Annotated in this window: 14 protein-coding genes; 3 read left to right on the forward strand and 11 right to left on the reverse strand. The window is 31.1% G+C overall.

Annotation, left to right across the window (positions count from 1 at the left end; all coding sequences use genetic code 11):
- Positions 1-10 precede the first annotated feature (10 nt).
- The 5 genes from N524_RS0102800 to N524_RS0102820 all read right to left on the reverse strand — a co-directional run bounded on the left by N524_RS0102800 (position 11) and on the right by N524_RS0102820 (position 5,234).
- A complete protein-coding gene (locus N524_RS0102800; RefSeq protein WP_029055597.1) occupies positions 11-1,327 on the reverse strand; it encodes a Na+/H+ antiporter family protein in 1,317 nt (438 codons plus the stop codon).
- Positions 1,328-1,479: 152 nt separating this feature from the next.
- Entirely contained in the window at positions 1,480-2,964 is a 1,485-nt protein-coding gene (locus N524_RS0102805; RefSeq protein WP_029055598.1) for a M17 family metallopeptidase, read from the reverse strand.
- Between the two features lie 182 nt (positions 2,965-3,146).
- Positions 3,147-4,355 carry an NAD(P)/FAD-dependent oxidoreductase gene (locus tag N524_RS0102810; protein ID WP_017637444.1) on the reverse strand — a complete coding sequence of 403 codons (1,209 nt, stop codon included), beginning with the start codon at positions 4,353-4,355 and terminating at the stop codon, positions 3,147-3,149.
- 261 nt (positions 4,356-4,616) lie between these two features.
- Positions 4,617-4,976: a HesB/IscA family protein gene (locus N524_RS0102815; RefSeq protein WP_017637445.1), complete on the reverse strand. Its 360-nt coding sequence runs from the start codon at positions 4,974-4,976 to the stop codon at positions 4,617-4,619.
- Between the two features lie 12 nt (positions 4,977-4,988).
- On the reverse strand, positions 4,989-5,234 hold the full coding sequence (locus tag N524_RS0102820) for a YuzB family protein (RefSeq protein WP_017637446.1): 246 nt from the start codon (positions 5,232-5,234) through the stop codon (positions 4,989-4,991).
- A gap of 325 nt (positions 5,235-5,559) precedes the next feature.
- Here N524_RS0102820 and N524_RS0102825 point away from each other — a divergent pair, with 325 nt between their 5' ends.
- The gene (locus tag N524_RS0102825) at positions 5,560-6,624 is read left to right on the forward strand and encodes an NAD(P)/FAD-dependent oxidoreductase (protein ID WP_029055599.1); all 1,065 of its coding nucleotides are present in this window, start codon (positions 5,560-5,562) and stop codon (positions 6,622-6,624) included.
- A gap of 207 nt (positions 6,625-6,831) precedes the next feature.
- On the opposite strand, the gene N524_RS0102830 is transcribed toward N524_RS0102825, so the two are convergent.
- The gene (locus tag N524_RS0102830) at positions 6,832-7,152 is read right to left on the reverse strand and encodes a YuzD family protein (protein ID WP_017637448.1); all 321 of its coding nucleotides are present in this window, start codon (positions 7,150-7,152) and stop codon (positions 6,832-6,834) included.
- A 99-nt stretch (positions 7,153-7,251) separates the two neighbouring features.
- Here N524_RS0102830 and N524_RS0102835 point away from each other — a divergent pair, with 99 nt between their 5' ends.
- The gene (locus N524_RS0102835) at positions 7,252-7,494 is read left to right on the forward strand and encodes a NifU family protein (protein ID WP_002433501.1); all 243 of its coding nucleotides are present in this window, start codon (positions 7,252-7,254) and stop codon (positions 7,492-7,494) included.
- A gap of 170 nt (positions 7,495-7,664) precedes the next feature.
- Here the strand turns inward: N524_RS0102835 and N524_RS0102840 are convergent, their stop codons facing one another.
- Complete coding sequence (locus tag N524_RS0102840) at positions 7,665-8,519, reverse strand: LysR family transcriptional regulator (protein ID WP_017637449.1); 855 nt, start codon at positions 8,517-8,519, stop codon at positions 7,665-7,667.
- 134 nt (positions 8,520-8,653) lie between these two features.
- On the opposite strand from N524_RS0102840, the gene N524_RS0102845 reads away from it, so the two are divergent.
- A complete protein-coding gene (locus N524_RS0102845) occupies positions 8,654-9,646 on the forward strand; it encodes a YeiH family protein (RefSeq protein WP_017637450.1) in 993 nt (330 codons plus the stop codon).
- Between the two features lie 68 nt (positions 9,647-9,714).
- Here the strand turns inward: N524_RS0102845 and dltD are convergent, their stop codons facing one another.
- The 4 genes from dltD to dltA are packed head-to-tail and all read right to left on the reverse strand — an operon-like array spanning position 9,715 to position 13,827.
- Positions 9,715-10,908 carry a D-alanyl-lipoteichoic acid biosynthesis protein DltD gene (gene dltD / locus N524_RS0102850; RefSeq protein ID WP_029055600.1) on the reverse strand — a complete coding sequence of 398 codons (1,194 nt, stop codon included), beginning with the start codon at positions 10,906-10,908 and terminating at the stop codon, positions 9,715-9,717.
- A complete protein-coding gene (dltC, locus tag N524_RS0102855; RefSeq protein ID WP_029055601.1) occupies positions 10,905-11,141 on the reverse strand; it encodes a D-alanine--poly(phosphoribitol) ligase subunit 2 in 237 nt (78 codons plus the stop codon). Before dltC ends, dltD begins: the two co-directional genes overlap by 4 nt.
- 17 nt (positions 11,142-11,158) lie before the next feature.
- Positions 11,159-12,373 (reverse strand): D-alanyl-lipoteichoic acid biosynthesis protein DltB, encoded by a 1,215-nt coding sequence (dltB, locus tag N524_RS0102860; RefSeq protein WP_029055602.1) that lies wholly within the window; start codon positions 12,371-12,373, stop codon positions 11,159-11,161.
- A complete protein-coding gene (dltA, locus tag N524_RS0102865; protein WP_029055603.1) occupies positions 12,370-13,827 on the reverse strand; it encodes a D-alanine--poly(phosphoribitol) ligase subunit DltA in 1,458 nt (485 codons plus the stop codon). Before dltA ends, dltB begins: the two co-directional genes overlap by 4 nt.
- Between the last annotated feature and the right edge of the window lie 3 nt (positions 13,828-13,830).

Raw genomic sequence — 13,830 nt, forward strand, 5'->3', positions numbered from 1 at the left:
TCTTTTTATACTATAATACCATGGCTGCTATCGTACCAAAAATAATCAATGGTATATTATAGAATAAAAAGTTTGGAATACATGTATCTCTAATATGGTCATGTTGTCCATCCATATTAAGTCCTGCTGTTGGACCTAAAGTTGAATCACTAGCTGGTGAACCTGAATCACCTAATGCACTAGCTGTACCTATCAATGCAATTAAAGCCATTGTATCTAAACCAATTGAAGAACCAAATGGAATAAATAATGAAGCAATAATTGGTATCGTCGCAAATGATGAACCGATACCTAGCGTAACGATTAAGCCTATAATATACATAATTACTATACTTAGTAATTTATGATCACCTGTAATACTTGTTAAACTTTTTACTAAGTTATCTATATCTCCAGTAGCATTCATGACACCAGCAAAACCATTAGCCGTCAATATTACAACACCTATATATGCCATAATTTTGATACCATCTACAAATTGTTCGTCTAATTCGTGCCAACTATATGCACGTGAAATGAAGAATACAAGAACACCTGCTAAAGCACCAAAAATCATTGAATCTGTTAATGTTTGAACAATAAAAGTTGCTAAAATCGCAATGATAGTAACAACTAAAATATATGGTTTTACTTCAGTTACGGTTGCTCTATCATTAATATTTCGCTCTTCATATTTTCTTGGTTTGCGGTAAACAATTAAACCTAAAATTAAACCAACGATATAGCCCATTGAAGGAATTATCATCGCTTTCCAAATCATATTAAACTCGATAGGATGGTGTGCTTTTTGAAAACCACTTTGAATAATTTGATGATATATTTGACCAAAACCATAAGGTATTAAAACATAAGGCCAACATAATCCAAATCCAATGACTAAACCAATGACTCTTCTATCAATATTTAAATCATTGAATAAACTTAATAATGGTGGGATAACAATTGGAATAAATGCAATATGTACAGGTATTAAATTCTGACTCATAATACTCATTGCTAGTAACGCAACGATAATAATTATTTTTACTTTAATTCTTGAAAGTCGACTATTTTCAGAGTGAATTGCATTAATTATTTTTCCAACTAAATAGTCTGTAATACCACTATAGGAAATTAATGCAGCAAATCCTCCTAATAATGAGTAGCTCAATGCGACTTCAGCACCGTCAACAATATTCTTCCCAAATATACTTATAACTTTTTCAACACTCATACCAGATAGTATGCCGCCAACAAGTGCACTAATAAATAAACTTATAACGACATTCAATCTACACAAGCATAAGATAATCATTAATATAACAGCTATAACTACTGCATTTACCATAAGCAAAACCATCCTTTATCACTCTATCGAACTAAAGCGTTTATGGATAATATCATAGCAATTCAATAATATAAAGTCAATATAAAAATAAAACCAATTGCATATTATAATTAACAACAAGAAAGGAGGTTCAAACCTCCTCCCTTAATAAACTAATTCATTGTTTTCAACCATTCTATAATAGTAGGAATCATATAACCGGTTGGTCCCTTTGGTCCTTTATAAGACATTTTATTTATAGTAGCTGGTCCTGCGATATCAAAATGCATATGCGGAATTGATCCACTAAAATGACTAATAAAGGATGCTGCAAATAAAGCTTTTCCTTGTCCATTCGTATGATTAACTAAATCAGCTACGTCGCTATTTTTTATTAATTGTCTTTCAGTTTGAGTAATAGGCAGCTCAAATACTTGTTCATCAACATTTTTAGCCAATTTTAAAATTTCTTGTAGCTGATTAGAAGCATGTGATTCAAATGCAGCAGCTTTATCTTCACCTAAGGCTACAATAGCTGCACCTGTTAATGTTGCAAAATCTAATATAACTTGTGGCTTAAATTGGGTAGCAAAGGCTACAGCATCACCCAATACTAGTCGCCCTTCTGCATCGGTATTTAGAACTTCAACGGTTTCACCATTAAACGCTGTGTATACATCATCAGGTTTCATAGCTTTTTCATTTATCATGTTTTCAGCTGAAGCAATTACACCAATAATATTGATAGGAAGTGCTAATTGATGAGCAACCTTTATCATTGCAACAACATTAGCTGCACCACACATATCGTATTTCATTGTTTGCATGCCTGTTTTACTTTTAATGCTATAACCACCGGAATCATAAGTAATTCCTTTACCAACTAATGCGATTGGATCTGCATCATCTTGACGACCTTGATAACTTAACGTAATGAGTCTTGGACTATGAATAGAACCTTTTCCTACTGCATGTAATAATCGAAATCCTTCATCTTGTATAGTTTGTCCATCTTTAATCTCAACACTAACTGACGTATCTTTAAATAGCTTATCTACACTTTCGGCAAAATATTGTGGAGTTAAAATATTAGGTGGTATTTGGCTAAAGCCACGTGCTATATTAATTGATTCACCTAAAATTTTACCTTCTTGTATCATTGATTCTATATCTTCATGTCTTTGACTTACGCTTATATATAAATTAGGTTGATATGGTGAGCGTTTATCAGATCTATAATTATCAAATTGATAAATAGATTGTTCACTTTGTAATCCCAGTGTTTTAGCTATAATACTGTCATCAATATACTTATTTAAAAATGATGATAATATTAACTCCGCTTCAGTAATAAATTCTTGTTTTAAATATTGAAATAAATTTCCCCATATTTTTAAAAAATCCGCATAATTCAATTGTTTGATATTACCTAAGCCTACTGTTATTAATCTTTTAGGTTGTTCTTGAATATATATGATTGAAGTCGCAATTTTTCCAATGCCACCTTGGATAATATGATTTTGCTTTAATGTTTGTAAATCTTCAATTAATGATTGACCATTATAATTTATATTTTCTAATTGATTTATATGTTCAGGGATCCCAACGATAATATTATGTATATCGTTGGGAGTCGTCGAATTAAAGTGAATTTTCATAAGCGTTTCCTCCTTTTTTATTTTGATTCATTTGTAAATCATTTTATATCATTTCAAAATAGAAAAAATGACTATTACTGAAATAACTATTTAGTGTTTTATTTACAAATCATCTTTTCTTAATAAGCATACAAAAAAGCCTCCAAACTATTAAGTAAGGAGGCTTACATTATTATAAAAAGTTAGAATTTACCTTTTTTGAATGCTAGACCTATGCCACCGATTTTGAATACGGCACGAGTGTCGATAACTTTTTTCATGAACGCTGCTTTTTTACCAGTAATATCTTTACCGTAAACAATACCTACACCGTCATGTGAACCTAATGAACATACTGTACCACGGTCAACATATTCAAATTCTTCTTTAGCTTCACCATTTAAGATATGTTTGATGTTTTTAGCAACATGTTCACCTTGTTGCATTGCAATTTGTGCTGTTGTTGGTAATGGACGTTCTTCACCAGCAGGAACGAATGCAGAACAGTCACCAATAACAAAGATATCGTCATGACCTGCAATTGTAAGATCTTGGTTAGTAACAATACGACCACGTTTAACGCCTTCGAAAGATTCTTCCATTAAGTGGCTTCCACGTACACCTGCAGCCCAAACTGAAGTGCCTGCTTCTAATTGTTGTTTTTCACCATTGATTTCAACAACAAATCCTTTTTCATTACATGCAACGATTGGTGTAGCGATTTTGAATTCAACGCCACGGTTTTCTAAGTAGTTTACTGCATGATTAACTAAGTCATCTGAGAACATTGGTAACATTTTAGGTGCCGCTTCAACACAAGTTACTTTAACTTTGCTTTGATCGATACCATATTTGCTACATAATTCAGGGATTCTGTCAGTTAATTCACCTAAGAATTCTATTCCAGTGAATCCTGCACCACCAACTAAGATGGATAAATCATTTTCATCTTTCTCTTTAGAAGCTGCATAATTAGCAAATTTATCTTCAATATGACGAGATAATTGACGTGTAGTTAAAACGTTTTCGATTTGGAAAGCGTAATCTTTCATACCATCAATACCAAATGTTTCACTAACAAATCCTAATGCTACAACTAAAATGTCGAAGTCATAGATACCTTTGTCAGTTTCTACTTTTTTAGCATTACGGTCAATTTTAGTAACTTCTGCTTTTACAAAGTTAACTTTGTCTTTTTTCAATACACTTTCAACTGGGTATAATAAATCTTCATAATTAATTGTACCTGCTGAAGCTTCATGTAACCAAGTTGCTTCATAGTGATAATCATTTTTGTTGATTAAAGTAATTTCTGCTTCTTCTGCAGAAACTTCTTTTTGTAATTTAGTAACAGCTTGTAAACCTGCATAACCTGCACCTAAAACTAATACTTTTTTACGTTCTTGAGCCATTATTTTCACCTAAGCTTTCATAATATTTTAACTCTAGTGTAGCATAACTAAAAATGATTAAACTTAAATAAGTAACACATTTTAAAACTACGACACACAATAATTATTACGTCTTTTTCATCAAGCTATTTCTCGTGAAGTTCACAGAAAAGACAATATTAAATCCAAGTTTAATTCTATAGCTTTTGTACAATATTTTCAAGCGACAATAGTGCACTTTGTGAAAAATTTAATTTATTAAATTAATTGCTGTATATCGCTTTAACAATCTTCCGGGTTTCCTGCAACTTTAGCTGTTCTAAATGAACTACCACAACCACATGAAGCAATAGCGTTTGGATTATCAATTTGGAAACCGCCGCCCATTAATGATTGCTTAAAATCGATTGTCGTACCATTTAATACTGGGGCATCATGTTTATCTACTAACACTTTTAAACCAAAGAATTCTAATATTTCATCATTTTCGCCTGGTTCAGCTTCTGCTGACATGCCATATGTTAAACCCGTACATCCGCCACCATTAACTTTAATTTTTAAATAGCCATCGGGCATATCATTACTTTGTAACATATCTTTAACTTCATAAGCTGCTGCTTCAGTTAATATAACTGTTTGCATAATCATAACCTCCTATAATAAGTTCGTGAAATCATTTTCTTCTATATGTTTATATATATTATTTAACAAATCGTCCGGTGTATCTCCTTCAACAATATCACCATCGACAAGTGCGTACAAGCCGTCGGAACATATACCGCAATTTTGTAAACATCCATATTCTAAAACATCTATATCAGGATCATTTTCTAATTTTTCATAAACTACATCCCCACCTTTAGCCATATTGGAAATGCAGAATTCAACTAACGGAAACATACGACACCCTCTCTAAAATAATAGTTATAATATTATAACAAACTACCAGTTGTTATGACTATCTTTGAGCTTAAAATGTTAAAAATAGAAATTTTTACAAATAAAACAATATATTCAATTTCATTCGATATATGTTTGTAGTCAATTTGAAAAACCGATATAATAATCATATAAATACATAGTCTATAAAATAAGATGTTAAGGGGTTATTCTTTTCATCATTTTAAGGGGCATAATTGCATAAAATGACATTAAATAAGTGTCTTTCTAAATCAATTGCACACTTATTTATAACAAGATTTTTAGGATAAAGGGGTATACTAAAATGAAAAATATTGTTTTATTAGGCGGGGGTTACGGTAATATGCGCATCATGTCTCGTATATTGCCTAATTCATTACCAGATGGTTATAGGTTAACATTAATCGATCGTATGCCATTTCATGGCTTAAAACCTGAATTTTATGCACTAGCTGCTGGAACAAAATCTGACAAAGATGTTCGTATGGAATTTCCTGGAGATTCTAAAATGAATACTGTCTATGGGGAAATTAATGAGATTAATTTAGATGAACAAATTATTTCAGTAGGTAATTCAAAAGTCGATTATGATGAGTTAGTGATTGGTTTAGGTTGTGAAGATAAATATCACAACGTTCCAGATGCTGATACATACACACATAGTATTCAGACACTATCAAAGGCTCGCGAAACATTCCATAGTATTAGTGAATTACCTAATGGGGCTAAAGTTGCTATTGTCGGTGCTGGTTTAAGCGGCATTGAGTTAGCAAGTGAGCTAAGGGAAAGCCGTGCTGATTTGGAAATTTTATTATACGATAGAGGGTCTCGAATCCTAAGAAACTTCCCAGAAAAATTAAGTAATTATATTGCAAAATGGTTCTCTAAACATAATGTAACAGTTGTACCTAACTCAGTTATTGATAAAGTTGAACCAGGTAAAATATATAATAATGGTGTTCCTGAAGATGTAGATTTAGTTGTGTGGACAGCAGGTATTCAACCAGTTGAAGTTGTTAGAAATTTACCAATTGATATTAACAATAATGGTCGTGTTATTTTAAATCAGTATCATCAAATTCCAACATACAAAAACGTTTATGTAGTTGGGGATTGTGCAGATTTACCGCATGCACCAAGTGCTCAATTAGCAGAGTTACAAGGTGAACAAATTACTGATGTCATGAAAAAACAATGGAATAATGAGCCTTTACCTGAAAAAATGCCAGAACTTAAAGTTCAAGGCTTCTTAGGTTCACTTGGTGATAAACAAGGATTCGCTTATATCATGGATCGTACCGTTACAGGTAGACTTGCTTCCATCCTTAAATCAGGCGTACTTTGGTTATATAAATATCATAATGGTTAAAAATATAAATTAAGACAGCCTGGGACATAAATCAATGTCTCAGGCTAAAATTTTATATTGGCAGTAGTTGACTGATTTGAAAATGCACTTGTATCAAGCTTTTTTCAATTCTAGTCAACCTTGCCGGGGTGGGACAACGAAATAAATTTTGGAAAAATGTTATTTCTGTCCCACTCCCTCTTTTTCTATAGATAAAAATTAGACATTTTAATATTTAAAATGTTGCTCCACAAATTGTGTTATTTGTTTCGTTTGAATATATCCATCTGCCACATACTCATCGTTCATAGTAATTAATGGATAAAATAATTCATCTTCTTGAATACGTTCAATAAATTGTTGATCATGATCTGTTAAATTTTCTGTATCTTTTTCAATATCGATATATGTAAATTCAAATTGATGTTGTGGAAATTTTCGCTTAAGTAATGGTTGTAACCAATCGAATGTATCTTTTGATGTCGGTGCATTAACACAACTCGCACATACAATATCTGCCCCATAAACAACAACACTTATTTTAGTCATTGAAATCCCTCGTTTTGATTTATAGATTTTTCGTTCTTAATCTATTATAATGTACTAATAATGATAATGAAATAATATACTTGAAAGGAGACATATCTCATGCCTACTGAGAATGCGACAATGTTTGATCAAGTAGCTGAAGTTATAGAACGTTTACGTCCATTTTTATTACGTGATGGCGGCGACTGTACATTAGTTGACGTTGAAGACGGAATTGTTAAATTACAACTACATGGTGCTTGTGGTACATGCCCAAGTTCTACAATTACTTTAAAAGCTGGTATTGAACGTGCTTTACACGAAGAAGTACCTGGTGTTATCGAAGTTGAACAAGTATTCTAATTTGTTTACAAGTAATTATTTACTTTGTTTTACAAATTATGAAAATCTTCATATATTATAGATATTTAAGACATAGTAACCACTCAGATGGATTGAATTCAATCATTTGAGTGGTATTTTTATGTCTCTGAAATTTTGGATTTGTTTTATTTTTATTAAAGTTAATAAAATCATTCTTTTTTCGTTTCATCATTATAATAATGGCATTCGAATAGATCTATGATGGCTTTTAAATTATTGTCCACGTATTTATCTTTGTGCTTAGTAAGGTAGAAATTACGAAACACGTCTAACTCGATAGAAGCAAGCACTTCTTTTGGTTCTTTTTCTAATACTGATTTAGAAATTACTGTAAATCCCTTACCTGCTTTTACCATATCTACTATCACTTGATTTGAATTAATTTCCACCAAATAAGGATGCAATTCTAATCTAGTTAATCCAATTTCCTGATACACCCTTGTTCCAGATCCTTGTTCTCTCACATAACATACTTGATTCTTATCAAAGCCTATTTGCCTATTATAAATTAAAACCATTTCATCTTGGGAAATACATGCTAAATCAAGTGTGTTATCTTGAATTTCACGTTCAATAATGCCAATATCAACAATATTATGTTTTACATTATCTATGACCGTATCTGAATTCATTAAATAAGCATTAACATGTAAGTCTGGATATTCATTAGCAACTTTAATTAATTTTTCAGATAAATATTGTTCGCCGTATGTGTAACTACTACCTATCGATATTGATCCAGCAATAATATTAAGGTCATTTTTTAGATCATGCCATAACTCTTGTTCAATATTTTCACGTTGCAACGCATAACGTAGAATCTTTTCTCCATCTGATGTTAAACATATTGTTGGCCGAGTAAACTCAAAAATTTTAACATTATATTTTGCTTCTAATCTTTTAATATCTCGACTAATCGATGGTTGAGATGTATATAGATTCTCGGCCGCTTTAGTAAAATTAGCTGTTTTGACCACTTCTATTAATACTTTGTAAGGATCCATGTACTTTCTCCTTGTTCTATACTCATTTATATTTTTAATATGATTATAACAAATTTGATATAGATAGTATGTTAAATATTTATTTAACGATATAATTATGTAATGCTAAACTTTTCGTAAAGGAGGAACATGTCATGAATAAAATTAAGGATAAGCACTTTATTATAGGTATCTTATTTACATTTATCATCGCAATCATAAGTCTTGTATTATCTAAATTACCTGTCCTTAGTCAAATTGGCGGTTTATCAATCGCAATTCTTATTGCTATACTTTATCGACATTTCAAAGGATATCCAGAAGATTATAAAAGTGGAATAACATTTTCATCTAAATACTTATTAAAAATTGCGATTGTCTTTTATGGTCTCAAATTAAATATCGATGAAATATTAGGACATGGTGGTCAATTATTATTAATGGATGCGTGCGTTATTGTTTTCAGTATCCTATTCACCTATTTTATTAGTCGCATAGTAAAAGCAGATACTTCAATAACAACATTATTAGGCGTTGGTACTGGTATCTGTGGTGCAGCCGCTATCGCAGCAATAGCACCAATTATAAAATCAAGAGACAAAGATACAGCTATTAGTGTCGGCATCATTGCATTAGTAGGGACTGTCTTCTCATTAATTTATACATTTATTTATTCAATCATTCATATCTCCCCTGTACATTTTGGTATTTGGTCTGGAACTAGCCTTCATGAAATTGCACAAGTTGTTTTGGCTGGTAATTATGCTGGGGTAGAATCTCTTAAAATAGCTTTATTAGCAAAATTAGGACGTGTATTTTTATTAATTCCAGTTATATTAATATTTATTTTTATTGTGAAATTTAAGAATAAAAATGATAAACAAGCACACCATATTGATTTTCCGTATTTTTTAATTGGATTTATATTAATGGCATTAATCAATACATATATTCCTATCCCTCACGCATTATTAAAAATAATAGAGGTAGTAACTAATATTTTCTTATTAATGGCAATGGTTGCATTAGGATTAAATGTATCATTCAAAGATTTAAAATCAAAAGCTTTAAAACCGTTATTCATAATTATTTTTGTATCTATTTGTTTATCAATTATAAGCTATTTTATTTCTACTTCTTTATTCTAAAAAATACGCCTTTCAAGTATACTTCGATGAACTATTTGTCATCTTAGATTCTTGAAAGGCGTTAATTATTAATTTGATTCTTTTTGTTTGTGTTTGTCTTTATCAACTTGAGGTTGTTTTTTGTCATTCATATGTTTGGCAATTTGTTGATCTACATAGACCCAACCTTTCCAACCAATATGAACCGCGTCACTAATGACATATTTTTCATAATCTTTATCAGTCATATCGTATATTTTACCGCCATTATCAACGACAGTTGAATGAATTTTTTTGTACACTGCTTGGCGTCTATCACTATCGATACCAATATGATCATACCATTTACCATTTGATGGGATACTTACATATTGTACATCTGCGCCAGCTTTATTCATTGTTTGAACAAGTAATTTTAAATCTTGGAACTCTGGAGAATTAACGTTAAATTCATAATCACGATTTATTTTACGTTTATTTTCTTTGATCAGTTTCCAATATGGGTCTCTAATATGATAATCATTAGTTTTGGTATTATTTTTACCAATTACTTCTGCTTTGTCTTTCATTTGGCCCCATGATGCTTTTTCATCAGTTGCAGGTTTAACATGAGATAAAGGTGGTTTAGTGATAGAGAATAATGATTTAATTGCTTCAATCTTAATTAATTGATTTTCTTTAAATGCTGAAATATAGTGACCTGATACATTATGTGGATCTTTAGCAACTTTTCTTAAATACGCTTTGTTATGTACATGCGGGAATTGCAATAAACGTTTGGCATAACGTTGTTTCAATTCAGCAGGCATATTTTTTTGATTAAACATCGTGTTAATTTGATTTTGAGACATACGAGCATCAAAGTTTTGGTTTGTTAATCCATGATTAGTAAACCATTGTGGTGAGATAATAAAAGTTAATTTTTTACCTTTTAAATTATCATACTGAGATGCAAGTTCTACTGCATTAATTAAATCTGTTGACCCACCAGTGCCTAGTAAAAATACTGGTTTATCTGAATTGTGCTTATTTAACGCAATTGCTGGATTAAATGGATCATCTTTACCTAATTCACTTGAACCATAAACTGGATAATATTTATCCGACTTATATAGTTGATTTTGAATGAGCGTGCCTTTTAATACTTGATCTGTTAATGAAATTCTATTATTAGCAAGCGTTTTATCATTAATTAGCCCTGTAAATAATTGTGCGGGTAACAGAACAAATATAATAAATATAACGCCGCTAATTAGAATGGGTAAAAAAGGTTTTAATTTCATCGTAGTTCTTCTAATGCTTCCACAATTTTATTTGGTGTAGCCCACTCATCACGATCAAAGTCCATAATAGAAACTTCGATATCTAATTTATTTTGAATTTCTAATAATAAACCTACTGTTTGGAAAGAATCAATAAAACCTTCTTCGAAAATTTCTACATCTGGATTTTCTTTTACAATATCGTTTTCTGCAACCTCTGCTAATAAGTCTAATACTTGTTCTCTAAATTCCATAATTAATTACTCCTTTATTAAATAAATTTACCTGAGAAAATTAAAAAGCCGAACGTTACAAAATGGAATGTGATGACAACACTTAACGCGTTAGTCCATTTATTTTGCCAACGTGGAGGATGATTTTTTCTCCATTTTTCATAATAACCATAACCTATAAATAATGCTGCATGGTATAAGCCATAAATAATATAATAAACTTCTAATCCGTGCCAAACTCCCATGATAAAGAAATTAAGGAAGAAAGCCATGTTTGACATAGCCAATTGACTCTTAAACATCTTCTTACGAGACATATAAAATAATGATCTCATATAAATACAGTCTCTAAACCAAAATGATAAAGTCATATGCCATCTATTCCAGAAATCTTTAATATTTTTAGATTGGAAAGGTTTATTAAAGTTTGGTGGTGTTTTAATGCCATATAAATAACTGAGTGCTATAGCAAATAAACTATAACCTGCAAAATCAAAGAATAGATAGAAACTGTATGCATACATATATAACCACATGTGTGTAAATCCATGTAAATTCATTTGCAGTGGGTTAATCGCATATACTTGAATGAAGTAAGCGATAATATATTTATACAAGAAACCTAACATAATCATGTGAATTGCTTTTAACACTAATTCTCTATATTCCCCACCAGTAGGTATCTTTTTATCATCTTTAACAAAACGTTTATATCTATCAATTGGTCCAGATGAGATAGTTGGGAAGAATGAGATAAATTGAATTAATTTGCCAATTTTGATTTCTTTAATTGAACCATCTCTGATTTCCATGATTAGTTGAACACTCTTAAAGGTAACGTATGAAATACCTAAGAAACCAACGAATTCAATTAATTTACTTTCATGGAAATGAATTTGATGCCCACCTAACCATGTACTTTGTAATACTTTAACTAGTGCTAATGGCAATATTGACAGAACCATGATAATCACAAATTTTGAAAAAGTATTATTCTTTTGTCTAGATTTATAATAAAACATGATTAAGCCAACTTGCCAAATAACATATATGATAAAACTGATTAATTGAACACTTAAATACTTTTGACCAAACAAATTATGTTTATCTGATGAAAATATCAGTATAACCATTATTGCTGTCGTAATACCGTTATATATATAGCTTCGCTTACCTAAAAAGCCAAGAATTATAACAGGAATTAGTACAATGAATGAAATTAAGAAGAATGTAAACGTGCCATAAGGTATCATCCGTTAACAACCTCTGCAATCTTCTTACGATCTAGTTTACCATTAGATGTAAGTGGTAATTGCTCCATCCAAACAAACTTTTGAGGAATCATATATTCTGGTAAGCGCGTTTTAAGTTCATCTTTGATGTTCTTTGTCATTTGTCTATCATCTTCTACTTTTTCAGTTGCAACAACAGCTCCTATAAGATGAGTTACTTTGTCATTTTTATAAACAGGAACTACAATAGCTTCTCTAATTAGTTCAGAATCTCGTAATTGTGATTCTATCTCTTCCAATTCCATACGGTAACCATTCAATTTGATTTGGAAGTCTATACGACCTTGAATAAACCATAAACCATCTTCTTCTTTAGCTTTATCTCCTGTGTGATATGTTCTCACTCTATCTTCAAAGTTAAACACGGCAGCTGTTTTTTCTTCATTTTTTAGGTAACCAACACTTACACTTTGACCTTGAATGACTAATTCACATTCATCAGTTGTCGTTAATTTAGTGCCAGGTCTTGAAACACCTACTGGAAGTGGATTATATTGCTTAAGAATCTCTGGCGTAATTTGTATACTAGTCACCGCTACAGTAGCTTCCGTAGGACCATAAGTATTGTATATAACACCATTAGGGAATCTATCAACTAATGCTTTAGCTGTTCTGTGTCCAAGAATTTCTCCACAGAAAAAGAAATGATTTAAACTACCATATTGTTCTTCATTTAATGTTGGTAGTAATAAGCACATTTCAATAAATGATGGCGTAGAAACCCATATATTAATCGGCGTAGCTAATAACATATCATTTAATAGTTTTGGTTTTTTAATCATGTCTTTATCAACAAGATTTAAAGTGCCACCAGAAACTAAACATGGGTAAATTGCCATAACTGATAAATCAAATGAAAATGGCGCTTGGTTCAACCATTCTTTCCCATTACCTAATTGATTCAATGAATTCATCCATTCAGCAAATTCAACAAGACTAGCGTATTCGATCTGAACACCTTTTGGCTCACCTGTAGAACCTGATGTGAAAATAGTATATACAACATCATTATCCTTCATTTGACTATCAAAAATAATTGAGTCTTGTGAATTAACAACATCTTCAATCGTAATCATCTGTACATGTTGATGATCTAATTCACAATCGGTTGTGTTAAAAATATATTCTGGTTGAACTTTATCGATTATCATCTTCACTCGCTCTTCTGGTACAGATGTATCGATAGGCACATAGCCGCAACCTGCTTTAATCGCACCAATCATACCTACAATCATATAAGGTGACATATGACCAAATAAAATCATAGGTTGTTGACTGCCTTGTAATCGATGTGCAAGCTTACTAGAAGCTTCATCTAATTGCTTATATGTTATTTCATCAGTCGTATGTCTAACTGCTACTACATCTGGTTGTTCTTTACTCAATTGACTGAGAATATTAATAATATCTGTCATAGT

The organism is Staphylococcus sp. URHA0057 (assembly GCF_000620265.1).
Lineage (GTDB): Bacteria > Bacillota > Bacilli > Staphylococcales > Staphylococcaceae > Staphylococcus > Staphylococcus pasteuri.